Origin of the sequence: Mycobacterium sp. 1164966.3, assembly GCF_001665395.1 — a bacterium.
In the GTDB taxonomy this organism is placed as follows: Bacteria; Actinomycetota; Actinomycetes; order Mycobacteriales; family Mycobacteriaceae; genus Mycobacterium.
In genome coordinates, this window is record NZ_LZSG01000039.1 from 1 (window position 1) to 21,371 (window position 21,371).

Genomic DNA, 21,371 nt, shown 5'->3' on the forward strand with positions numbered 1-21,371 from the left:
CCCGCGCGCGCGAGAAGATCACCGCCGCCGGCGGCTCCGTCACCGAGCTTTAGGCGCGCCCCCCCCCCAAAAACCCCCCCCCCCGCGGGGGGTCGGGGGGATTTTGCGTCTGCTCGCGCAAGCTAACGCAACCGCGGAATCACCTCGGCGGCAAGGCGTTCCATCTGCTCCCGGTTCTCCGTGACGTCGGCGCCGACGGGATTGAGCAGCAGCGTCTGGGCGCCGGCCTCGATCACCTGAGCCAGCCCTCGCACGACGTCGTCGGGCGTCCCGGAAACCGGCACCGCATCGATGCCCGACATCTGGCCGTAGATGCGGCGCAGGCCGGCAAGCACCCGCTCGCGGGCGTGGCCGGCATTGTCGTCGACGGTCAGATAGACGCGTTTGCCGATGGTGAACTTCGTTGGGTCTTTTCCTTGCTCGGCAAGCTCGCGCCGGACCACGGCAACGGCCCCGGCAAAGATATCGGTGGTCGACGAACCCGCGCCCAGGAAAGCATCGCCGTGACGCACCGCCCGCGCCAATGCCTTTGGGGCAGCGCCTCCGAACCAGATCGGCGGGTGCGGTCGCTGCACAGGTTTGGGCTGGATGGGCAGGTCGTCGACATCGCGGAACCGGCCGTGGAACGTCACCCTGGGCTCGTCGGACCAGGCCGCCTTCATCAATTCCAGGCCCTCGGTGAAATAGCTTATGTAGCTGGACTTCTCGACACCGAAGGCGGCGAACTTGCGGGTACCGCCGCCGGGCGCGACGCCGATGTCCAGCCGGCCGTGGCTGAGTCGGTCGACGGCGGTCGCGGCTGACGCCAACTGCAGGGGATCATGCAGCGACGTCACAAGCACACCTACGCCCAGCCGTAGTCGCTCGGTGCAGGCCGCGCAGTAGGCCAGCAGCTCCATCGGCGCCAGCAACGGTGCCGGGCCGATGATCTGCTCGAGCACCCAACCGGCTTCGAACCCGAGTTCGTCGGCGCGTGCCAGAAAGCCTTTCAGCCCCAGGGCGTCGAACTTGTCATAGTCGAACTGGGGGATTGCGATCGAAAACCTCACCCGACCACCGTACGGCGGCCGGTCCATATGGTGACGACCCGCGGCGCCCGGCTGCGCCGCGCTTGCGATCGCCACGTCCATATGGTGGCGACCCGCGGCGCCCGGCTGCGCCGCGCTTGCGATCGCCACGTCGGTAGGCTGCAGAGCATGTTCGCGTTCCTGCCTTCTCTTCCTGGTGTCGACGACGTGCGTGCCCTGGCCCACCGCGTCGACACCGCCCGCCACCACGGTGTACCCAACGGCTGCGTGCTCGAGTTCAATCTGCGTTCGGTGCCACCGGAGACAACGGGCTTCGACCCGCTGGCGATCATCACCGGGGGCGGCCGGCCGATGGCGCTGCGCGAAGCGGTCGCCGCAATTCATCGCGCAGCCGAGGATCCCAGGGTCGCCGGGCTGATCGCCCGCGTGCAGCTCGCGGCGTCGCCGCCGGCGGCGGTGCAGGAACTGCGAGAGGCCATCGCCGCTTTCAGCGCCGTCAAGCCCTCAGTGGTGTGGGCCGAGACTTATCCGGGCACGTTGTCCTATTACCTGGCTTCGGCATTCGGCGAGATTTGGATGCAGTCATCCGGCAATCTCGCACTGGTCGGCTTCGCCAGCAACGCGATGTTCTTGCGCGACGCACTGGACAAGGCCGGGATCACACCCCAGATCATCGCCCGCGGTGAATACAAGTCGCGGGCAAGCCTTTTCACCGAGAGCGGATTCACCGACGCACACCGCGAGGCCGTCACCCGCATGCTGGAGAGCCTGCGAAGCCAGGTATGGGAGGCGATCGCCGAATCGCGCAAGATCGATGCCGGCGCGCTCGACGCGCTGGCCGACCGGGCTCCGCTGCTACGGGATGACGCGGTCGCGTCGGGGCTGATCGACCGCATCGGTTTCCGCGACGAAGCCTATGCCCGGATGGCGGAACTGATTGGGTTCGAAGGTGATTCAGAGACGTTGCCACGGCTCTACCTGTCGCGCTACGCGGGAGCCGCCCAGTCGAGGCTGTCCCCGCCGGCGGTGCCGATTCCCGGCCGCCGGTCCAAGCCCACGATCGCCGTGGTCACGGTCGCGGGCCAGATTGTCGACGGACGCGGCGGGCCCCAGCTCTTGCCGCTCGGCAATGCTCCCGCCGGCGCCGACACCATAGCGGCGGCACTGCGCGAGGTAGCCGCCGACGATGCGGTGTCCGCGATTGTGTTACGCGTTGACAGTCCCGGCGGCTCGGTCACCGCGTCGGAGACCATTTGGCGTGAGGTGGCAAGGGTGCGCGAGCGCGGAAAGCCGGTGGTGGTGTCGATGGGCTCCGTTGCCGCCTCCGGCGGCTACTACATCTCGATGGCCGCCGACGCGATCGTGGCCAATCCGGGAACGATCACCGGATCGATCGGGGTGCTCGGCGGCAAGCTGGTGGTGCGCGACCTGAAGGACCGGCTCGGAGTGGGGTCGGATACCGTGCGCACCAACGCCAATGCCGACGCCTGGTCGGTCGACGCGCCCTTCACGCCCGAACAGCAGGCTCAGCTGGTAGCCGAAGCGGACTTGTGTTACAGCGACTTCGTGGAACGCGTCGCCGAGGGCCGCAACATGAGCGTGGAAGCCGTGGAAGCTGTTGCGCGAGGACGGGTCTGGACCGGCGCCGACGCGCAGGAGCGAGGCCTCGTCGACGAACTCGGCGGGCTGCGAACCGCGCTGCGCCGCGCCAAGGCACTGGTTGATCTGGACGAGGACGACGAAGTCCGCATCGTCAGCTATCCCGGCTCTTCATTGCTCGACCTGGTGCGGCCCCGGTCCTCGTCGCAGCCGGCCGCTGCGTCGCTGCCCGAGGCGGTCGGCGCGCTGTTGAGCCGCTCGGTTGCCGCGATCATCGACCGGGTCGAGCAGTCGATGAGTGGTACCAGCGCGCTGTGGCTGGGGGACTCGCGCTTCTAACCGCTCAGGCCGCCGCTGATGAAGATGATTTCGCCGAGTGGGTCGTCGTCTTCCGGGGCGGGCACGTCCAATCCGTTGCGCACGAACAGTTCTGACCGCGTCACCCCGTCGACCTTCCACCCTTTGGCGGTCAGGTAGTCCAGGACGTGGTTGCGCTCCCCGGTGTAGACCAGCGAAGCCATGTCGATGTCCACGCCGTGGTCCCGCAGGGGATTGGGCATGTCCTGTGCCCGTGCGACATCGAAATCGATGATGCCGGGCACGAATTCGGTGGCAATGGTGCTCCCCGGAGCGCTGAGCGCGGTGATGTTGTCGAACAACCGGTCTTGGGCATCGGGCGGCAGGTAGATCAACAGGCCTTCGGCCAGCCATGCCGTCGGTGCCGAAGTGTCCAATCCGGCAGCTTTCAGCGCCGCGGGCCAATCGGCGCGCAGGTCGATCGGAACGGTTCGCCGGATGACTGTGGGTTTGGCACCGATCTCGTCCAAAGTGGTTGTCTTGAACTCGATCACCCGCGGCTGATCGATCTCGTAAACCACCGTGTCAGCCGGCCAGGGCAGCCGGTAGGCGCGAGAATCCAGCCCGGACGCCAGGATCACCACTTGACGGACCCCGCCGCCCGTCACCTCGATGAAGTAGTCGTCGAAATACTTGGTGCGCACCGCCATCCCGTCGGCCATCGCCTGGGCCCGCACCGGCGAAAAGTTCTCGATCGCCGTCAAGTCGAGTTCGCCGTCCATCATCTTGGCGAAGAAGTCCACCCCGACGGCGCGCACCAGCGGTTCGGCGAACGGATCGTTGATCAGACCGCGCGGATCCTTGCTTGCCATCGCGCGGCCTGCCGCAACCAGGGTTGCGGTCGCGCCGACGCTGGACGCCAGATCCCAGTTGTCGTCGTGAGCCCGTGGCATGAGCAAACCCTACCGAAGGGTGGCGGCGACGTAGCTGCCCTTGCCGAAGACTGCCGCCATCTCGTCGTCCGGGAATTCAAAACCGTTGTGTGCGTACAGCTCCCGGGCGGTGCGGGCATTGACGTCCCAGCCGTGCGTGGTCAGGTATTCGATGACGGTGTTTCGTTCGCCGTCGTACATCAGCTCGGACATGTTGATCCCGACTCCCAATCGTTTCCAGCGGTCGGAGAGTTGCTGCGCCCGCTCCCCGAAGAACTGCTGAGGATCGGGGAGATGTTCGGTGGCAACCCGGCTCCCCGGCGCACTGAGCGCGGTGATGTTGTCGAACAATAGGTCTTGAGCTTCGGGCGGCAGATACACCAGCAAGCCCTCGGCCGACCACGCCGTCGGCTGGTTGACGTCAAAACCGTTCTGCCGCAACGCCTCCGGCCAGTCGTCGCGCAGATCCACGCCGATCGGCCTGCGATCCGCGGTCGGGGCAGCACCGAGATCGGCCAGGGTCCGCGTCTTGAAGTCGACGACCTGCGGCTGATCGATCTCATAGACCACCATGCCGTCCGGCCAGGGCAGCCGGTAGGCCCTGGTGTCCAGGCCGGACGCCAGGATCACGGCCTGGCGGATACCCGCCGCGGCCGCCGAGGTGAAGAAGTCGTCGAAGAACCTGGTTCGCACGGTGATCTGCTCGTTCATGGCCTGGCGGGTGAACAGCGGGTCATCGTCGACCGGCATCTCGCCGTCGATCATCCGGATGAACGGGTCCACGCCCACCGCCCGCACGAGCGGGTCGGCCAGCGGGTCGTCGAGCAGCGCCTCGGGTCCTTGGGAGGCCAGGGCGCGAGATACCGCGACCATGGTCGCTGTCGCGCCCACGCTGGACGCCGGGCCCCAGCTGTCGCCGTCGGTTCGTCCTTTGTTCAGCGTGGCACTGACGTAGAACAGATCGGCCCGTGGCATGTCGTCGTCCTCGACGGGCGGGAGCCCGTTGGCTACCAACAGGTCTCGCGCGTTGGTGTTGGTGACCTGCCAGCCATGGTCGACGAGATACGGCGCCGCCTCGTTGCGGTCACCGAAGTACACGAGGCCGGTCATGTCGATGTCGAAGCCGTGCGCCCGCCACCGCTCGGAGATCATCCGCATGCGCTTCTTCATCTTCTCCCGATCGGCGGGGTCGACGTTGCTGACGCTTTCGGTGGCGAATCTGCTGCCCGGCGCACTGAGCTCGGTAACGGTGTCCAGCAGTCGGTCCTGCGCCTCCGGTGGCAGGTAGCCAAGCAACCCCTCGGCGCTCCACGCGGTCGGTTGCGACGGGTCGAACCCCGCGGCGCGCAGGGCGGCGGGCCAGCCGTCGCGCAAATCGACGGCCACTGTCCGCCGGTTGGCGGTAGGTGCAGCGCCAAGTTCGGCGAGGGTGCGGGATTTGAATTCGATGACCTGCGGTTGGTCGATCTCGTAGACCACCGTTCTGGCCTGCCAAGGCAGTCGGTAGGCGCGCGAATCCAGTCCGGAAGCCAGGATCACCACCTGCCTGATGCCGGCTTTGGTGGCTGCGATGAAGAAGTCGTCGAAGAACTTGGTGCGCACGGCCATGTTGTCGGCCATGCGGGCCATCGCGCCTGCAGAACGGCCCGGGTGGTCCTTGTCGTCCAGCTCGGTTGGGTCCACTTCGCCGGTGGCCAGCCGGGTGAGCAGGTCCACCCCGACCGCTCGCACCAGCGGCTCGGCGAATGGATCGTTGATCAGCGGGTTGTCGGCTCGGGTGGCGATCGCACGGGCGGCGGCGACCATTGTCGCCGTCACGCCGACGCTGGATGCGAGGTCCCAGGTGTCTCCCTCGTACCTGATGGAACCGGTGGACGTCATGTTGCCCCCAAATAAGCACAGTTGATACTTAGCCAATATAACAAACGCGGTGCGCAAAAGGTTCCCGCGGACTTGACGCAGGAGGCAACCTGGAGCGATGGCATACTCGGCGGCCGGCAAGCGGGCGCTCATCACCGGTGCCTCGTCGGGGTTGGGGGCGGCGCTGGCCAGGCAGTTGGCCGCCCAGGGTGCGGTGGTGGGGTTGGTCGCCCGTCGGCGCGATCGGTTGAGCGACGTGCTGGCAGACTGTCGGCAGACCTCGCCGACCTCGACGATGTGGGTGGCCGACCTGGCCGACACCGAGGCGCTGAGCGAGTTGGCGCTGGGGGCCTGGGATGGGCTCGGGGGCATCGATGTTCTGGTCAACAACGCGGCGATCCCCAAACGCCGTCCCGTCAGCGAATTGGCCCCCGGCGAGGTAGAGGCCGTCATGAGCGTCAACTTCTTCGCGCCGATGCGGCTCACGCTTGCCCTGCTGCCGAGGATGGTCGAGCGCGGGACGGGAATGATCGTCAACGTGTCGAGTGTCGGGGGCCGGCTCGGGATCATCCATGAAACAGCCTATTGCGCAAGCAAATTCGCGCTGTGCGGATGGAGCGAAGCGATGGCCGTCGACCTGCACGGTACCGGCATAGTGGTGAAGCTGATCGAGCCGGGACCGGTCGACACCGAGATCTGGGACCAACCCGGCAACGAGGAACCGCTCTATCAGGGCCCCAAAGTACCGGCCGATGAAGTGGCCGAGGGCATCATCGCGGCCCTGGGCAGCGACCGCTTCGAGCACTACGTGCCGGACATGAAAGCGGTCGTCGACGCCAAGAACGCGGACCTCGATGCTTTCATCGCCGGTGCTGCGATGATGGCGCCGCGATGAAGGCGCTGGTATACGGCGTACCACCGGAGCCGTTCGAGGTTCCCGACAACGCCAACATGCTGACCCAGAACTTGGCCCGCACCCCGACGGCGCTGCGAGAGGTACCGGAACCGCAACTGCTGCACCGTGATTGGGTGATCACCCGGCCGCGGCTGACCGGCATCTGCGGGTCGGACTCCAAGCAGATCCTGATGGATTTCGGTGAGGACGACGTCGACAACGCCATGGCCGCGTTCTGTTCCTTTCCGCAAGTCATGGGTCACGAGGTGGTCGCCGACGTGGTGGCGGTGGGACCGGAGGCGCGTGGGTTGCACCCCGGGCAGCGGGTGGTGCTCAACCCGTGGCTGTCCTGCGGTCCGCGGGGCATCGAACCACCTTGTCCCGCTTGCCAAACCGGCGATTACAGCCTGTGCTGGAGTTTCACCGACGGCGACATCAAGCCCGGCATCCACACCGGGGTTTCGGCGGACGTGACTGGTGGCTACGCCGAGCTGATGCCCGCTCACGACAGCATGCTGTTCTGCGTGCCGGAGTCGGTGCCCGACGAGTTGGCCGTGTTCGCCGACCCGTTCTCGGTATCGCTGCACGCGATCACTCGCCACCCGCCGCCGCGCTCGGGGCGGGTTCTGGTGTACGGGGCCGGCTCTCTCGGGCTGTGCGCGCTGGCGATCCTGCGGGCGCTCTATCCGGATGTGGCGGTGGCAGTGGTGGCGCGGTTCGCGGCCCAGGCCGAGCTGGCCCGCCGGTTCGGCGCCGAGAAGGTGCTGGCGCACGAGCCGCGGCTGGGTGTCATCGAGGAGGTGGTCGCCTGGGGTGGCGGTCGGCTGCGGCAGCCACTGCAGGGCCTGCCGATGGCGTATCCCGGTGCGGTGGACGTCGTCTACGATACGGTCGGCAAGCCGGAGACGTTCGAGGTCGGGGTCCGGCTATTGGTTTCGCGCGGGACGCTGGTGAAGGCCGGCGTCCACGCACCCGGCCGGTGGGAATGGAGCCCGCTGTACTTCAAGGAGATCAGCTGGGTCGGCTCGAACGCCTTCGGGTTCGAGGAGGTCGAGGGCGAGCGTAAGCACGCCATCGCGCACTACCTCGATCTTGTGGCGGCCGGCCGAATCGACTTGCGGCCCATGTTGACTCACACTTTCCAGCTGGAACAGTGGCGCGACGCGTTCCTGGCGATTGCCAACCAGGGTGAGAGCGGGGCGGTCAAGGTGGCCTTCGATCAGCGATGAGCGGTCGGGCGGGTAGCGCGGTAGTAGGTGAGTCGTCCAACGAAGCGGTGACGCTCGGTGGCGACTTCGGTGCAATCGAATCCCGCCGCCTCCAGTAGGCGTGGAATCGCGTCACCGAGGTTACCGGCCGCGTGCGGGCTGTGCCTGACCAGCCGGGCTGCCAGGCCGTCGTCATCGGTCATGTTGCCGCCCATATCGACCAACTGCAGTCTGCCGCCGGGACACAGGACGCGGAAGATCTCGGCCGCCGCAGCGGGTTTCGTCTCCTCGTCCAGATGGTGCAGCATCATCGACGACAACACTCGATCGAATTCGCCGTCGGCGTAGGGGAGTCGTTGGGCGTAGCCGTGTTCAAAGCGGATCCCGGCCAATCGGCGAGCCTTGCGCCGCGCCCGACTGAGCGCTCGGGGGTCGGGGTCGCATCCGATCAGCTCCGTACCGGGATGATCGCGTTTCGCTTGGGTAGTGAGATTACCTGTGCCGCAGCCGATTTCCAGGACGCGCTGGCCATCGCTGAGTTCGGCCTGGGCGATCAGCTTTTGGTAGACACGGTTGAAGCCCATGAGGCGCGTCAATAGGTCATAGCCGGGCAGCAGAGCATCGTGGCCGGCTGCCGGAAGGTAGTCATGTGGATGATGTTTGACCATAGAATCCATACTGCGCCTGTGCATGGCTCCATAATTGAGTGATCATTGGCCAGAGTAGGACGATCTTTGGGAAGTGATATGACGCAGGCGACTCGGGTCATCCGCCATCTGGACGGTGTGCCCGTCTACCAATACCGGACTGATCCGAACGTTTCCCCCGTATCGGTGCATCGGCACCCCCACGGCGGTTCCGGCGAGCTCGGGCGTCACATTCACGATTTCCCGGCGCTCTGGTACGCACCCTCGGCGGGCATGGTGTACGTGGCGGCCGCCGGTGAGGTGCTCGATCCCGGACAACTGCACCGCCTGGATGATGGGGTGGCGGTGTTCTTCGATCCCGCCGCGCTGGGCGAGGACGGGCGATCGCCGTGGCCGGCGTGGCGGGCCCACCCGTTGCTGTTCCCCTTCCTTCACGGCCAGTCGGGCGGGTTGCTGCGGCTGGAAATCCCTGAGGGGCGAATGCCGTTCTGGGACAGCGTGGTCCAGTCGATCGAGACAGAGCTGACCGCCAGGCAGGAGGGCTATCGGCAGGCTGCGCTGGCGCACTTGACGCTGTTGCTCATCGAGCTCGCGCGGCTGGCCCGCGACGTGGTGGCGGATCTGCGGCGTAGCGGTGAACCGCTGCTGGCTGACGTGTTCGCGGTGATCGACGCGCGTCACACCGAGCCGCTGTCGCTGCGCGACGTGGCGAGCGAACTGGGCATGACGCCGGGACACCTGACCACCGTCGTTCGTCGTCGCACCGGACGCACCGTGCAGGAGTGGATCCTCGAACGCCGGATGGTCGAGGCGCGCGAATTGCTGAGCGAGACAGAGCTGTCGATCGCACAGGTCGCTCGTCGGGTGGGGATTGCCGACCCCGGCTATTTCAGCCGGCTATTCACCAGGACGCACGGCACATCCCCGCGCAACTGGCGCGCACGACCAAAGCCGCGTTAGTCCAGAGCGCCCCGGGATCCGGTCACTGGCAGGTCGATCGGTGTGATGACGCCGGGCTGCGCTTCGCATACGAATGGTATGGCGTTGACGGCTGCCACTGCGGTGCTGTCCATCAACACGGTCATGACGTCCTGTCCCGGATCGCCGAACCGGATCATCGCGTCTACGTGGGGCACGCCTTCGATTACCACACTGAAACCCTCTGGGTCCCGCCACTGTGGATCGAGCGCGTCACCGCTCATGGTCCAGCAGATGGCCAGCTCTACAACTGTGCGACCGTTTCGCAGACCGCGATACGTGCGGCGTTGACCTCCCACGGTTCCGGCCGCGTAGTCGACCCAATCCAGCTTCAGATCCCGAGTCAGCACCGCATTTTCGACGAATGCTTCCTTCGCGTCGAGTTCGGCGGCGAGCATGCGGGCGACCATGTCAAGCGTCTCGAAGTAGCCGAGGCCATAGCGGAGGTTTTTCGGGTCCAGTTGCATTAGGCGTTGGCGCGGTTGCTTGCCGAAGCCGAGCACCCTCCAGACTTCCGGTACGGGGTAGGTGCTGCAGTCCAAGGTCTCCACGAGTCTGACGTGCTGAACCCGTCGGCACGCACCGGTGAGGAAACCGGCGACGACATTGATGAAGCCTGGCTCGAACCCGGTTCCCAGAAATGTCGCGCTTCCGTGTTGCGCCGCCTTCGCGAGCGCAGTGCGTTCGGCGGGGTGATGGGTGCCAGTCAGGAAGTCGCCGGTGGTGACCACGTTGATCCCACGGCTCAGCATCCTGGCGACCAGGTCGAAGTCGATGACACGAGGCATGTAGTTCACACAGTCCGGCACAAGCCCGATCAGTGCGTCGATGTCGTCAGTCGCCTTGATGCCGATCGGGGAGCGGCCGGCGAGCACACCCGCGTCGCGTCCCACTTTGTCCGAGCCGAACGCGTGCACGCCGACTAGATCGAAGTCGTCGCGGTTCAGCAAGATGCCGAGCGCCCGGCTGCCGATATTGCCGGTCGACCATTGGACTACGCGGTACCGCGGCTTGGCCATGACTCACCGTAACCGTTGACAATCCAGTTTGAACACTGTTCTAATCTGAATGTCGTTCGAATTCGATTGCCGTTCGGAAGCGGTGGGGTACTTGGAGACGGTTGTCGGCGCGCCAGTGCTGCGGTATGGCGCGCTGGACCGAGTCCATCTGACCAAGCACCTACTGCAGCTGGCGAAACGAGTGGGCGTCCACCGAGTCACAATGCGCGAGCTGGCAGCGGAAGCCGGAACGTCGCCGTCCTCCGCCTATTACCACGTCCGTGGCAAACGCGAACTGCTCGATTTACTCATCGAATCCGTGCTTGCCGAGATCGAGGTCCCGCAAGAGGGCGACTGGGAGTCGCGATTGATCGCGCTCTACACCAGCGCCTGGAAGGTACTCCTGGAAGTGCCCGGAATCGCGGTCCTGCTTCAGGAACACCCACACACCACCGCGGCCACCGAAATGGATCGTGCCTCCCGCGCGATCCTGCGCGAATCCGGCTTGCGCAAAGCGCATTTCGAAGCAGCACATGCCGCGTTGTATATCCACCTGCTTGGCTCGGTTCAGCTCGAGCACCTTCGGCACGCTGACAAGCCGAACTACCAGTCATTTGTGTACGGCTTGCGCCTGATCATCAGCGGTCTGCGCCACGACATCGAGGGTTCGCTATGACATACACCGCGGTCGACCTCGCAGAGCCGGCGCTTTGGGCATCGCGCTTTCCCGAGGAGCTGTTCGCCGAACTGCGCGCCCGCACGCCGGTGTTCCATCAGCAACTCACTGACGACGTGAAGTCTGCCGTGGGTCGCGAGTTTTGGGTGTGCACCAAGCATGCCGACGTCGCGCGGGTTCACCGCGATCACGAGACGTTCACCGCGACGGGTGGGCCGCTAATCCAGGAGACACCGCTGTTCGACGCCTATCCGGCCATTGTGAGCCTTGACCCGCCGGAACATACCGTCCGGCGCAAAGTCATCTCGCGCGCTTTCACCCCGCGCGCGGTGGCCAAGCTGGAGAAAGGAATTCGCGATCGGGCCAAGGCGATGGCGGGCACTCTGCTGGAGTCCGGTGGTGGCGACTTCGTCGATCTGGCTGCGGGACTGCCGATCTCGGTGATCGGCGACATCGTCGGCATTCCCGAGGCGGACCGGGCGCACGTGTTCGACTTGATCGAGAATGTGTTGAAGACTGCGGGTGCCCAGCTTTCTGTTCCGGACGGCGATGAGGTGCTGCCCTTCATCGAATTGTTTCAGTACGCCAGCGCATTGACTGCGCGCAAACGAGAACATCCCGAGGACGACATCTGGAGTGCGCTGTGCAACTCGCACATCAGCGCCGAATCGGGGGATGATTTCTTATTGCCGTCCAACGAACTCGAGATCTTCTTCTTTGTTCTAGGGTTGGCCGGTGCCGACACCACGCGAAACGCGTTGTGTGACGGCATCAGGGCTTTCGTCGCCAATCCTGACCAGATTGCCGTCTACCGTTCCGACCCAGACGCGCGGCCCACTGCGGTCGAGGAGGTGATCCGTTATTCCACACCGATCATGTTCTGGGTGCGCGGGGCTACCAGAGAGGTGACGCTCGGTGACACGCTCATCCCGGAAGGTGCGCGGGTCGTCACCATGTTGCGTTCGGCCAATCGCGACGAAGACGTCTTCGACGATCCGCACCGCTTCGACATTCGCCGTGAGCCCAATCCGCACCAGTCCTTCGGCGGTGGGGGCGCCCACCATTGTCTGGGCGCGATGCTCGCTCGTGCGGAAGTCAGAGGCGCGCTCGACGAAATATTGTTGAACTCCACCGACATTGAAGTCGGAGAGCCGACGATGACATTGCCCAACCTGATGAACAACATGACGGTTTACGACTCACTTCCGATCAGTCTTTCAAAGCGGATCGATATGTAGCCACTTGTCGATGTCGAAACGGTCCGCGACGGCGCGGATCGTGCAACCCCCGCGACCCGGATAGTGGGCGGGTATGACGACGGCGCCGGAATGGACTGCCTCGGTGAACACGCGCCGGCGGGTAACCGCAGCAGCCGCGGAGTCTACGTCAAAGGCGCAGGGCTGATCGGGCTCCCGCACTTGAAATGGGCTGTGCGTGAGATCGCCGACGAAGACCGCCGGCTCACCCGCATCCAGCCACAGCACCGACGAGCCCGGTGTGTGTCCGGGCGCGGGCCGTAGCCGCAGCGACGGGCTGATCTGACAGTCGTCCGTCCATTGAACGAGCTGCCCCGCGTCCGTTACGGGTAAAACGCTGTCTGCGAACACCAGTTGGTTGCCGCGCTGTTGGGCTGCTTCTGCATCGGTGCGCGGCGATTGCCTTGCCGCCGGTCCGTCGGGTTCGAAGTAGTGGTAGTCGGCGGCGGGCACCAGGTATCGCGCGTTGGGAAACGTCGGCACCCAAGTCCCGTTCTCCTGCAGGGTGTTCCAGCCCACGTGGTCGGAATGGATGTGGGTGTTGACCACCACGTCGACCGCGTTGCGGTCGATGCCCGCCGACCCCAGTGCGGCCAGGAAGCCGGTGTCCAGATGATCGAGGGGCGGCATGTGCGGGCGGGCGCGATCGTTGCCGACGCCGGTGTCCACCACCACGGTCAGGCCGTCGACTTCGATCACCCAGCTCTGGATCGCAATGTGCCATCGGCCGGTCTCGGGGGTGAAGAAGTCCGGCACCAGCAGGTCGGCGTGTTCCTGCCACGCCGACGGTGGGGTGGACGGGAAAGAGCGCGTGCTCAACTCGAACCGCAGTTCCACCACTCGCGCAACACTGGCCGAGCCCAGCCGGAGCCGATCCATCGCTACCTCCTCCGCCCGACATCAGTTGGCACGCAGATAGCCGTAGACGCCGGCGAAGTTGCGGTTCACGTCTTCGGGTATGGGCACCGGCCCGCCGAGAGCCCGTGCGCCCCAAACGATTTGGGCTGTACGTTCCACCAGCGCGGTGATGTGCAGGACCTTGTCTGGCCGGGGGCCGACGGCCACCAAGCCGTGGTTGGCGATCAGCGCGGCGCCGCGGCCTTCCAGCGCCTTGACCGCGTTGATACCGACCTCGGGTGTGCCCGACGCCGCGTACTCGGTACAGCGAACATCCCCGCCGCAGTAGACCGCGAACTCGTCGATACATGCCGGAATCGGCTCGTGCGCGATGGCGAACATGGTCGCCCATACCGGATGACTGTGAATGACGCTGCCGATGTCGTCGAAAGCCTGGTAGCAGGCCAGGTGCAGCTTCATCTCCGTCGACGGCATCCGGCCGTCCTTGGCCTGCAGTACAGCGCCTTCGGGATCGACGACCACGAGGTCGTCGAGTTCCATGTCGGCGTAGTCGACCGATGACGGCGTGATCACCAGGCTGCCATCCGAGCGCCGGGCCGAGATGTTGCCGGCGGTTCCCTCGACCAGGCCGCGACGCAACATGTCTTTGGCGGCCGCCAGCACCGCCGACTCGGGGTCGTCCACGAATTTCATAACCCCAGCACCTCCGGGTTGACGATGTGGGCCGGCCTACCGCCGGACAGCAACGCTTCCAGGTCGTCGGCGACCATCTGCGCCTGCCGGGCCTCAGTGTTCCACGTAGCCCCACCGATGTGTGGCGTCAGCACGACGTTGGGCATCGCCACCAGCGGGTGATCAGTCGGCAGCCATTCGCCGACGAAGTGGTCCAGGCCGGCCGCCGCCACCTTCCCGTCGTGCAAGGCGGCGACGAGCGCGTCGGTGTCGTGCAGCTGTGCCCGCGCGGTGTTGAGGAAGACCACGCCGTCGCGCATGGCAGCAAACTGCCTGGCGCCGATCATCCCGACGGTGTCGTCAGTGACCGGCGCGTGCAACGAGATGACGTCGGCCTCTTCTAGCAACTCGTCGAGGCTGTGCCGCGCCTCGTCGTGGTACGGGTCGTAGGCGATCACATTCATGCCCAGCCCGGCCAGCCGCCACCGCAACGCGCGGCCGACGGCGCCCAGGCCGACCAGCCCGGCCGTCCGGCCGGCGATCTCCCAGCCGCGAAAGCGCTGGTAGGGAAGAATGCCGTCGCGAAAGATGTTGCCGGACCGCACATCTGCGTCCGCGGTCAGCAGGTGACGGGTCGCGGCCAGCAACAGAGCAACCGTTATCTCGGCCACCGCGTCGGCGTTGCGGGCCGGGGTATTGAGCACCGGTATCCCGGCGGCGGTCGCTCCGGCGGCGTCCACGTTGTTGGGATCGCCGCGGGTGGAGGCGATCGCGCGTAACTGCAGATCAAATACCGGCCCGGAAACCGAATCGCTCTCCACCACAACGACATCGGCGCCCTCGTCAACAATGCGTCGGGCCAGCTGCTCGGCGCTGTAGATCCGCACCGGGGTCTGATCGATCCAGGGGTCGTACACCACGTCGGCCAGCCGCCGGAGCTTGTCGAAACCCGGTCCTCGCAGCGGAGCTGTCACCAGAGCGCGTGGTCGAGACGTCACGAATGCCAATGCTGGCGTACGGTGGCGCCCGTGTCACGCGAAGACCTCACAATCGGCATCGACATCGGCACCACCGGGGTCAAAGCGGTTGCCGCCGACGAGAACGGTGACGTCCGGGCGCGCGTCCGGATTCCCCATCGGCTGCGGGTGCCGGCGCCCGACCGGCTGGAGCACGATGCCGACGAGGCGTGGCGGCGGGGACCTTTGGCGGCCCTGGACCAGCTGACCGGCATCGGCGCGAAGGCGGTGGCAGTCGCGGCAATGGTGCCGTCGATGACCGCCGTCGACTCCGACGGCACGCCCGTCTCACCGGGCCTGTTGTATGGCGACGCCAGGGGGCAGGTCGCCGGCACCGCGGAACAACGGGCCTTGCCGCTGCCCGCGGTGGGCGAGGCCGCCGAGTTCCTGCGCTGGACGGCCGCACAGGCGCCTCGCGCGGCCGGATACTGGCCGGCAGCGGCGGTGGCCAACTATGCATTGTCGGGTGAGGCGGTGATCGACTCCGCCACCGCGATCACCAGCCTTCCGCTGTTCGACGGGACGGGATGGAATGCTGCTGCGTGTTCTGATTGCGGCGCGACGGTGGATCACATGCCGCGGGTGGAGTCCTTCGGTGTCGCTGCTGGACGGGTACATGGCACCGATTCGGTGCTGGCCACCGGCGCGGTCGATGCCTTGTGCGAACAGTTCGTCGCCGGTGCCGACCGTGAGGGCGAAGTGCTCGTGCTGTGTGGCACCACGTTGATCGTGTGGACCACGACCTCGGGGACCAGGCGGGTTCCCGGGCTGTGGACCATCCCGCATACGGTTGCGGGGCTGAGCAAGATCGGAGGAGCCAGCAACGCCGGCGGGCTGTTTCTGGAATGGGTGAATCGCCTTGTCGCACCGGGTGATCCGGTGGCCGATCTGCAGAACGCGGATCCGCGGCGGGTACCGGTCTGGTCGCCGTACATCCGCGGTGAGCGCACACCGTTCCACGATCCCCACCGCCGGGCAGTGCTGGACGGGCTGGACCTCACCCACGACGCCGCATCCGTGCGGCGCGCCGCCTACGAGGCTTCGGGTTTCGTGGTCCGGCACCTCATCGAGCTCAGCGGGGCGCCGGTAGCTCGCATCGTGGCCGCGGGTGGCGGCAGCCGGGTGCTGCCCTGGATGCAGGCCATCGCCGACGCCACCGGCCGGCCTGTGGAGGTGTCCGCGGTGGCCGAGGGAGGGGCGCTGGGCGCGGCCTTCCTCGCCCGCATGGCGGTCGGCCTGGAAACGACGATCACGGACGCCGCACGCTGGGCGCGCGTCGAGCACGTCGTCGACCCCCAGCCGACGTGGGTGACGGCCGTGGAGGACCGCTATCGGCGGTTTCTCGAGCTGAGCGACCAGGCATCTGCCGAAGTCTGACGCGAGAGCTGCTGTCTCGTTCTAGGCTTGCGGGATGACCGATCACGATCGCACCGCAGTCCGTCGCGAGATCGCAGACGCCCTGCTCAAAGCCCTTGACCGGCGCCACGAGATAGCCGACGTAGTGGTGGAATCGCCGAACAAGGCAGCCGCGGTCGAGGCGATCGTGAAATTGCTCGACACCTCCCACCAGGCCGCCGAAGCGGTAATGAGCATGAGGTTCGACCAGCTCACCCAGGATGCGCGCAGCAAAATCCTCGCCGAACTCCGTGACCTGAACAAGCAGCTCAGCTTTGCCCTCAGCGACCGGCCGGCAAGCTCGGGGGAGAGCCTCGAGCTGCGGCCATTCTCCCCGGACGAGGACCGTGACATCTTCATCACTCGCACCGAGGAGATGCACACCGCCGGCGACGGATCCGGCAGGCCGGCCGGCAGCATCGACGACGAGATCCGTGCGGCGCTGCGCCGGGTCGACGCCGAGGAAGCGGCGTGGTTCGTGGCCGTCGACTCCGGACAGAAGGTCGGAATGGTGTTCGGTGAACTCGTCCACGGCGAGGTGAACGTGCGGATCTGGATCCACCCCGAGCATCGGAAGCGGGGCTACGGCACTGCGGCGCTGCGCAAGTCGCGCTCGGAGATGGCCTGGTTCTTCCCCGCCGTGCCGCTGGTGGTCCGCGCGCCCGCGGCTAATCCCGGCTAAAGCGGTTGTGCCCGTCGCATTTTCGGGCTGAACACGGCATGGCAACTTCTAGGGAACGGTGGTCAAATTGAGTCGTCAATGGTATGAGCATCCCTCGCTTGTTCTGCAGCTCAGAGCGCTGGCGGGCCTGCGCGACGACTTGCGCAACCACAACTTGTTCGAAGGCGACGGTATTCGCCCCAAAGACGACCTCGGAGAGCCAACCGAGGAAGTCAAGCGGGCGCGCACCCCGGACGGGACATTCAACGACCTGTCCGATCCGTGGATGGGCTCCAAGGGATCGGGCTTCGGGCGCAATGTCCCGCTGGCCAAGACCGTCACCGACACCAAGCGGATACTCGACCCCGATCCACGGGTGGTCAGCCGGCGCCTGATGGCGCGCGACGAATTCAAGCCCGCCGGAATCATCAATGCGCTGGCCGCGGCCTGGCTGCAATTCGAGAACCACAACTGGTTCTTCCACGGTGACGGTGTGGCGGACAAGACGATCGACATTCCGTTGCGCCAAGGTGACGACTTCCCCGAGAGCCCGATGCGCATCCGCTGCACCATCCCCACTCACGGGGAGATCGTGGACGGCTGTCCGGCACCGGTTTTCGGCAATGTCGAGACCCATTGGTGGGACGGTTCGCAGATCTACGGCAGCGGCACGGAACGTCAAGCCGAGGTCCGCACATTCGTCGACGGCAAGATCAAGGTCGGCGGCGACGGCAGGCTGCCGAAGAGCGATATTCCCGGTATCGATCTCACCGGCATGCGGGAGAACTGGTGGGTCGGCGTCGGGCTGTTGCACACCTTGTTCGCCCGCGAACACAACGCCGTATGCGACGAACTGAAGAAGGCGTACCCCAGCTTCGACGATCAGCGCCTGTTCGAGTTGGGCGTCCTGGTGGTCTCGGCGCTGATCGCCAAGATTCACACCATCGAATGGACGACCTGCGTACTGCGCCACCCCGCGCTGCAAATCGGCATGAACGCCAACTGGTTTGGTGCTCTCGGCGAGACATTCAAAGACCGGATCGGCCGCATCGGTGACAGCGAGGCACTGTCGGGCATCATCGGGTCGTCAGCCGATCACCACAGCGCACCGTTCTCGCTGACCGAGGAGTTCGTCTCGGTCTACCGCATGCACCCGCTGATTCCCGACGACTGGAACTTCTTCTCGCTGGAGACCGGCGAGCATCTGGAGAAGCGCGACTTCACCGAGCTACAAGGAAGTTTCACGCGCGACTTCATGGATCGCATGGAGATGGGCGACATGTGGTATTCGTTCGGCCTGGCCAGTGCGGGCGCGGTTTGCCTGCACAACTACCCGAACGCGCTGCGCCGGCTGACCCGCGTCGACGGGCAGATCACCGACCTGGCGACACTGGACATCGTGCGCGACCGGGAACGCGGGGTGCCGCGCTACAACGACTTTCGCGAGGCCCTGCGGATGCCCCGTCGCAAGACCATCGACGAGATCACGCCGAACAAACAATGGGCCGCCGAGATCAACGAGATCTACAACGGCGACGTGGATTCCGTCGACCTGCAGATCGGCATGCAGGCCGAGCAGCCGCCGAAGGGTTTCGGCTTCTCCGACACCGCATTCCGCATCTTCATCCTGATGGCATCGCGGCGGCTGAAGAGCGACCGGTTCTTCACCAACGACTTCCGGCCGGAGGTTTACACCCAGGTCGGATATGACTGGGTGAACCATACGACGATGAAAGATGTGCTGCTGCGCCACTATCCGGAGCTGCAGCCGGTGATCGGCGATGTGGAGCGGGTCTTCGCGCCGTGGCCGAAGCTGGGTGCAGCGGTGGAGGGCAAGAAGCATCCCGTGCTGCGCCTTGCCGACTCCGTCCGCGCCTACATGCCCTGGGGGTAGGTCCGTGACTGATTTTCCGCACGCATCCGTTCTGGAAGGCCTGCGATTCACGGCCCAGATCGGCGCTCCCAACATCATTCTCGGGTTGTTCACCAAGCGGGAGGTGCCGACCCGGATCGCGTCGATGGTGGCCGCCGACTACCTCGGCTACCGGCTGGTCGAGGGGATGGTGCGCAGCTACGGGCCCGGACCGTTCTACGTGCGCGTCGCGCGCGACGAGGCGCTGTTGGTCCACGATCCCGACGACTTGCGCTTCGTGCTCGGTGGCTCGCCGGACCCGTTCGCCTCGGACCCGGAGGCCAAACGCAAGGGGATGGTCGCGTTTCAGCCTGAGGCGCTGACGATTTCGCGCGGTCAGCAATGGCATGAGCGGCGCAAGTTCGCCGAGGCCGTACTCGACACCGACAAGCCCGTGCACCGGCTCGCCCAACCATTCGTCGACATCGCCGCGGACACTGCGGCCGAACTCGCCCAGGAAACCATCCGCTGGCAGAACTTCAACGCGGCTATCCAGCGCATGACCCGGAGAGTGGTGTTCGGCGCCGCGGCCGCCGACGACACCGAGCTGACCGAGCTGCTGGGCGAGCTGATGTCGGCCGGTAACCGCATGCCCGGTGAACCCGCATCGCGTTACGACGAGTTCATCTCCCGTATCGAAAGCTATCTGGCGGATCCCGAAGCAGGCAGCCTCGCCGCGCTGATCCCGCAGGCGCCCGATCCGGGGGTGGCGCCCGCCGGACAGCTGGTGCACTGGTTGTTCGCGATGGGAGACACGTTGGCCGCCAATGTGTTCCGCACGCTGGGCGTGCTGTCGACCCATGGCGAACAGCTGCGTGAGGTGAAGCACGAGATGGCTGGTGCGGACATCTCCTCGGCCGCCGGGATCGCCAAGCTCGATTATCTGGCCGGCTGCCTGTACGAGACGATGCGGCTATGGCCGACCACCCAGCTGTTCGGCCGGGTGACCACGCGTGATGTCGAGTTCCCGAACGGCGCCGTGCTGCCCGAAGGCCAGCAGGTGTTGATCTACAACGTGTTCAACCACCGCAACCGCAACCGTATCCCCTACGCGGACAAGTTCTCGCCGGGCGAATGGGTGAGCGGAGACGCCGGCAACGACTGGTCCTACAACTTCCTCAGCCACGGCCCGCAGGGCTGCCCGGGAGCCAACTTGGCGGTGTTACTGGGACAGGCGGTGCTGGCTCACCTGATCGACGCGGGCGCAACCAATTGCTCGGGCACCCGCCTGAACCCCGGTAGGCCGCTGCCGCACAGTTTCGACCTGTACGGGTTCAGCATGGCCTGCAGCGTGGCCGAGGACTAGCGCGATGGTGGCGACCCGCTTCGTCCGGCTTCGCCGCCCTCGCGATCGCCACTAGCGCGATGGTGGCGACCCGCTTCGTCCGGCTTCGCCGCCCTCGCGATCGCCACTAGCGCGATGATGGCGACCCGCTTCGTCCGGCTTCGCCGCCCTCGCGATCGCCACTAGCGCGTCGCGACGACGGCGGTGATGTTGCGGAACTGCGCCGCAGTGTCGTCGTCGGGGAAGCCGCGACCGAAGTCGGCGAACATGTCCCGTCGTGGCCGGGTGGTGATCTGCCAGCCCTGTTCGTTCAGGTAGTCGACGACATTGCTGCGCTCGCCGGTGTAGAACAGTCCGGACAGGTCGATGTCGCAGCCCAGGTTGACCCACCGTTGGTTGAATTCCTGCGCGCGCTGCGACATCGTTGCGCTGCCGTCGGGGTGATATTCGGTGGCCAGCCTGCTGCCCGGGGCGCTGAGCTCGGTGATGTTGTCGAACAGCAGGTCCTGGGCTTGCGGCGGAAGGTACATCAGCAAGCCCTCAGCGCTCCATGCGGTGGGCCTCGTCGCGTCGAATCCGCTGCGGCGCAAGGCGGCCGGCCAGTCTTCGCGCAGGTCGATGGCGACCGTCTTCCGGTGTGCCGCGGGAGTGGCGCCCAGCGCGGACATGGTTGCGGTCTTGAACTCCACGACCTTGGGCTGGTCCACTTCGTAGACCACGCTGCCCCTGGGCCACGACAGCCGGTAGGCCCGGGCGTCGAGGCCGGCGGCCAGAATCACGAATTGGCGGACACCCGCATCGGCGGCGTCGAGGAAGAACTGGTCAAAGAAGCGGGTCCGCACCGCCATCGAATCGGTCTCGAACTGCAAGTCCCGTTCGGCGTCGGTGTAGTCCTCGGGTGGGCTTATCTGGCCGTCGACCATGCGGGTGAAGAAGTCCAGGCCGACCGCACGCACCAGCGGAGCCGCGAACGGGTCATCGATGATCGCGTCCGGCTCCTCGCTGGCCAGCGCGCGAGCGGCGGCGACCATGGTCGCCGTGGCACCAACACTGGAGGCCAGGTCCCAGCTGTCTCCAGGGGATCGTGGTGAGTCAGTGCGTGTCATGGGGTTCCTTCTCGACAAGCCGCGTTGGATATTTAGCAAATGCAATGAGCTACCCAACTCTACTCGTCCCGCCGCCTCCCCGGCGGCCCTGG

Annotated in this window: 19 protein-coding genes and 1 pseudogene; 10 read left to right on the plus strand and 10 right to left on the minus strand. The window is 66.0% G+C overall.

Translation table 11 applies throughout. The annotated features are described in order from the left end of the window. Positions 1-122 precede the first annotated feature (122 nt). Complete coding sequence (locus A9W99_RS13380) at positions 123-1,049, minus strand: LLM class flavin-dependent oxidoreductase (RefSeq protein WP_067378468.1); 927 nt, start codon at positions 1,047-1,049, stop codon at positions 123-125. Between the two features lie 147 nt (positions 1,050-1,196). Here A9W99_RS13380 and sppA point away from each other — a divergent pair, with 147 nt between their 5' ends. Then, positions 1,197-2,966, plus strand: a complete 1,770-nt coding sequence (sppA, locus tag A9W99_RS13385; RefSeq protein ID WP_067378471.1) for a signal peptide peptidase SppA — start codon at positions 1,197-1,199, stop codon at positions 2,964-2,966. On the opposite strand, the gene A9W99_RS13390 is transcribed toward sppA, so the two are convergent. The 3 genes and pseudogenes from A9W99_RS13390 to A9W99_RS27245 all read right to left on the minus strand — a co-directional run. Then, positions 2,963-3,877 (minus strand): class I SAM-dependent methyltransferase, encoded by a 915-nt coding sequence (locus A9W99_RS13390; RefSeq protein WP_067378231.1) that lies wholly within the window; start codon positions 3,875-3,877, stop codon positions 2,963-2,965. The genes sppA and A9W99_RS13390 overlap by 4 nt on opposite strands. Before the next feature lie 9 nt (positions 3,878-3,886). Next, positions 3,887-4,795 carry a class I SAM-dependent methyltransferase gene (locus tag A9W99_RS27240; RefSeq protein ID WP_067378476.1) on the minus strand — a complete coding sequence of 303 codons (909 nt, stop codon included), beginning with the start codon at positions 4,793-4,795 and terminating at the stop codon, positions 3,887-3,889. After that, a pseudogene (locus A9W99_RS27245) lies at positions 4,796-5,737 on the minus strand (class I SAM-dependent methyltransferase); the annotation flags it as partial. Between the two features lie 97 nt (positions 5,738-5,834). Between A9W99_RS27245 and A9W99_RS13405 the strand changes: the two are divergent. Continuing rightward, the gene (locus A9W99_RS13405) at positions 5,835-6,611 is read left to right on the plus strand and encodes an SDR family oxidoreductase (RefSeq protein WP_067378234.1); all 777 of its coding nucleotides are present in this window, start codon (positions 5,835-5,837) and stop codon (positions 6,609-6,611) included. Further along, positions 6,608-7,840 (plus strand): zinc-binding dehydrogenase, encoded by a 1,233-nt coding sequence (locus tag A9W99_RS13410; protein WP_067378237.1) that lies wholly within the window; start codon positions 6,608-6,610, stop codon positions 7,838-7,840. The genes A9W99_RS13405 and A9W99_RS13410 overlap by 4 nt, the downstream gene beginning before the upstream one ends. Here the strand turns inward: A9W99_RS13410 and A9W99_RS13415 are convergent. After that, positions 7,831-8,487, minus strand: a complete 657-nt coding sequence (locus tag A9W99_RS13415) for a class I SAM-dependent methyltransferase (RefSeq protein WP_082929982.1) — start codon at positions 8,485-8,487, stop codon at positions 7,831-7,833. The genes A9W99_RS13410 and A9W99_RS13415 overlap by 10 nt on opposite strands. Positions 8,488-8,565: 78 nt before the next feature. Here A9W99_RS13415 and A9W99_RS13420 point away from each other — a divergent pair, with 78 nt between their 5' ends. Continuing rightward, positions 8,566-9,426 (plus strand): AraC family transcriptional regulator, encoded by an 861-nt coding sequence (locus A9W99_RS13420; protein WP_067378243.1) that lies wholly within the window; start codon positions 8,566-8,568, stop codon positions 9,424-9,426. Here the strand turns inward: A9W99_RS13420 and A9W99_RS13425 are convergent. Then, positions 9,423-10,463 carry a dihydrodipicolinate reductase gene (locus A9W99_RS13425; RefSeq protein ID WP_067378246.1) on the minus strand — a complete coding sequence of 347 codons (1,041 nt, stop codon included), beginning with the start codon at positions 10,461-10,463 and terminating at the stop codon, positions 9,423-9,425. The two genes, A9W99_RS13420 and A9W99_RS13425, sit on opposite strands and share 4 nt — an antisense overlap. A 49-nt stretch (positions 10,464-10,512) precedes the next feature. On the opposite strand from A9W99_RS13425, the gene A9W99_RS13430 reads away from it, so the two are divergent. Together A9W99_RS13430 and A9W99_RS13435 are read left to right on the plus strand one after the other, a co-directional pair. Then, on the plus strand, positions 10,513-11,118 hold the full coding sequence (locus A9W99_RS13430) for a TetR/AcrR family transcriptional regulator (RefSeq protein ID WP_067378249.1): 606 nt from the start codon (positions 10,513-10,515) through the stop codon (positions 11,116-11,118). Then, complete coding sequence (locus A9W99_RS13435) at positions 11,115-12,356, plus strand: cytochrome P450 (protein WP_067378252.1); 1,242 nt, start codon at positions 11,115-11,117, stop codon at positions 12,354-12,356. The genes A9W99_RS13430 and A9W99_RS13435 overlap by 4 nt, the downstream gene beginning before the upstream one ends. On the opposite strand, the gene A9W99_RS13440 is transcribed toward A9W99_RS13435, so the two are convergent. The 3 genes from A9W99_RS13440 to A9W99_RS13450 are packed head-to-tail and all read right to left on the minus strand — an operon-like array spanning position 12,336 to position 14,902. Next, positions 12,336-13,253, minus strand: a complete 918-nt coding sequence (locus A9W99_RS13440) for an MBL fold metallo-hydrolase (protein ID WP_067378255.1) — start codon at positions 13,251-13,253, stop codon at positions 12,336-12,338. The two genes, A9W99_RS13435 and A9W99_RS13440, sit on opposite strands and share 21 nt — an antisense overlap. A 21-nt stretch (positions 13,254-13,274) precedes the next feature. Next, on the minus strand, positions 13,275-13,925 hold the full coding sequence (locus A9W99_RS13445) for an L-fuculose-phosphate aldolase (protein WP_067378258.1): 651 nt from the start codon (positions 13,923-13,925) through the stop codon (positions 13,275-13,277). Continuing rightward, positions 13,922-14,902 (minus strand): NAD(P)-dependent oxidoreductase, encoded by a 981-nt coding sequence (locus A9W99_RS13450; protein WP_067378261.1) that lies wholly within the window; start codon positions 14,900-14,902, stop codon positions 13,922-13,924. The genes A9W99_RS13445 and A9W99_RS13450 overlap by 4 nt, the downstream gene beginning before the upstream one ends. A 30-nt stretch (positions 14,903-14,932) precedes the next feature. Here A9W99_RS13450 and A9W99_RS13455 point away from each other — a divergent pair, with 30 nt between their 5' ends. From A9W99_RS13455 to A9W99_RS13470, 4 genes are all read left to right on the plus strand, one after another. Then, positions 14,933-16,297, plus strand: a complete 1,365-nt coding sequence (locus tag A9W99_RS13455; RefSeq protein ID WP_067378478.1) for an FGGY-family carbohydrate kinase — start codon at positions 14,933-14,935, stop codon at positions 16,295-16,297. Positions 16,298-16,331: 34 nt separating this feature from the next. Then, positions 16,332-16,997 carry a GNAT family N-acetyltransferase gene (locus A9W99_RS13460; RefSeq protein WP_067378264.1) on the plus strand — a complete coding sequence of 222 codons (666 nt, stop codon included), beginning with the start codon at positions 16,332-16,334 and terminating at the stop codon, positions 16,995-16,997. Positions 16,998-17,064: 67 nt separating this feature from the next. Then, positions 17,065-18,870, plus strand: a complete 1,806-nt coding sequence (locus A9W99_RS13465; RefSeq protein WP_067378481.1) for a peroxidase family protein — start codon at positions 17,065-17,067, stop codon at positions 18,868-18,870. A 4-nt stretch (positions 18,871-18,874) separates the two neighbouring features. After that, positions 18,875-20,194 (plus strand): cytochrome P450, encoded by a 1,320-nt coding sequence (locus A9W99_RS13470; protein ID WP_067378267.1) that lies wholly within the window; start codon positions 18,875-18,877, stop codon positions 20,192-20,194. A 161-nt stretch (positions 20,195-20,355) separates the two neighbouring features. On the opposite strand, the gene A9W99_RS13475 is transcribed toward A9W99_RS13470, so the two are convergent. Further along, complete coding sequence (locus tag A9W99_RS13475) at positions 20,356-21,279, minus strand: class I SAM-dependent methyltransferase (protein ID WP_067378270.1); 924 nt, start codon at positions 21,277-21,279, stop codon at positions 20,356-20,358. Positions 21,280-21,371: the final 92 nt, after the last annotated feature.

What these genes read in the sequence shown, in the direction of transcription:
- sppA (WP_067378471.1), top strand. Translation starts at nt 1,197, where the DNA reads ATGTTCGCGTTCCTGCCTTCTCTTCCTGGTGTCGACGACGTGCGTGCC.
- A9W99_RS13435 (WP_067378252.1), top strand. Translation starts at nt 11,115, where the DNA reads ATGACATACACCGCGGTCGACCTCGCAGAGCCGGCGCTTTGGGCATCG.
- A9W99_RS13405 (WP_067378234.1), top strand. Translation starts at nt 5,835, where the DNA reads ATGGCATACTCGGCGGCCGGCAAGCGGGCGCTCATCACCGGTGCCTCG.
- A9W99_RS13420 (WP_067378243.1), top strand. Translation starts at nt 8,566, where the DNA reads ATGACGCAGGCGACTCGGGTCATCCGCCATCTGGACGGTGTGCCCGTC.
- A9W99_RS13440 (WP_067378255.1), bottom strand. Translation starts at nt 13,253, where the DNA reads ATGGATCGGCTCCGGCTGGGCTCGGCCAGTGTTGCGCGAGTGGTGGAA.
- A9W99_RS13475 (WP_067378270.1), bottom strand. Translation starts at nt 21,279, where the DNA reads ATGACACGCACTGACTCACCACGATCCCCTGGAGACAGCTGGGACCTG.
- A9W99_RS13425 (WP_067378246.1), bottom strand. Translation starts at nt 10,463, where the DNA reads ATGGCCAAGCCGCGGTACCGCGTAGTCCAATGGTCGACCGGCAATATC.
- A9W99_RS13430 (WP_067378249.1), top strand. Translation starts at nt 10,513, where the DNA reads ATGTCGTTCGAATTCGATTGCCGTTCGGAAGCGGTGGGGTACTTGGAG.
- A9W99_RS13445 (WP_067378258.1), bottom strand. Translation starts at nt 13,925, where the DNA reads ATGAAATTCGTGGACGACCCCGAGTCGGCGGTGCTGGCGGCCGCCAAA.
- A9W99_RS13415 (WP_082929982.1), bottom strand. Translation starts at nt 8,487, where the DNA reads ATGGTCAAACATCATCCACATGACTACCTTCCGGCAGCCGGCCACGAT.
- A9W99_RS13460 (WP_067378264.1), top strand. Translation starts at nt 16,332, where the DNA reads ATGACCGATCACGATCGCACCGCAGTCCGTCGCGAGATCGCAGACGCC.
- A9W99_RS13390 (WP_067378231.1), bottom strand. Translation starts at nt 3,877, where the DNA reads ATGCCACGGGCTCACGACGACAACTGGGATCTGGCGTCCAGCGTCGGC.
- A9W99_RS13410 (WP_067378237.1), top strand. Translation starts at nt 6,608, where the DNA reads ATGAAGGCGCTGGTATACGGCGTACCACCGGAGCCGTTCGAGGTTCCC.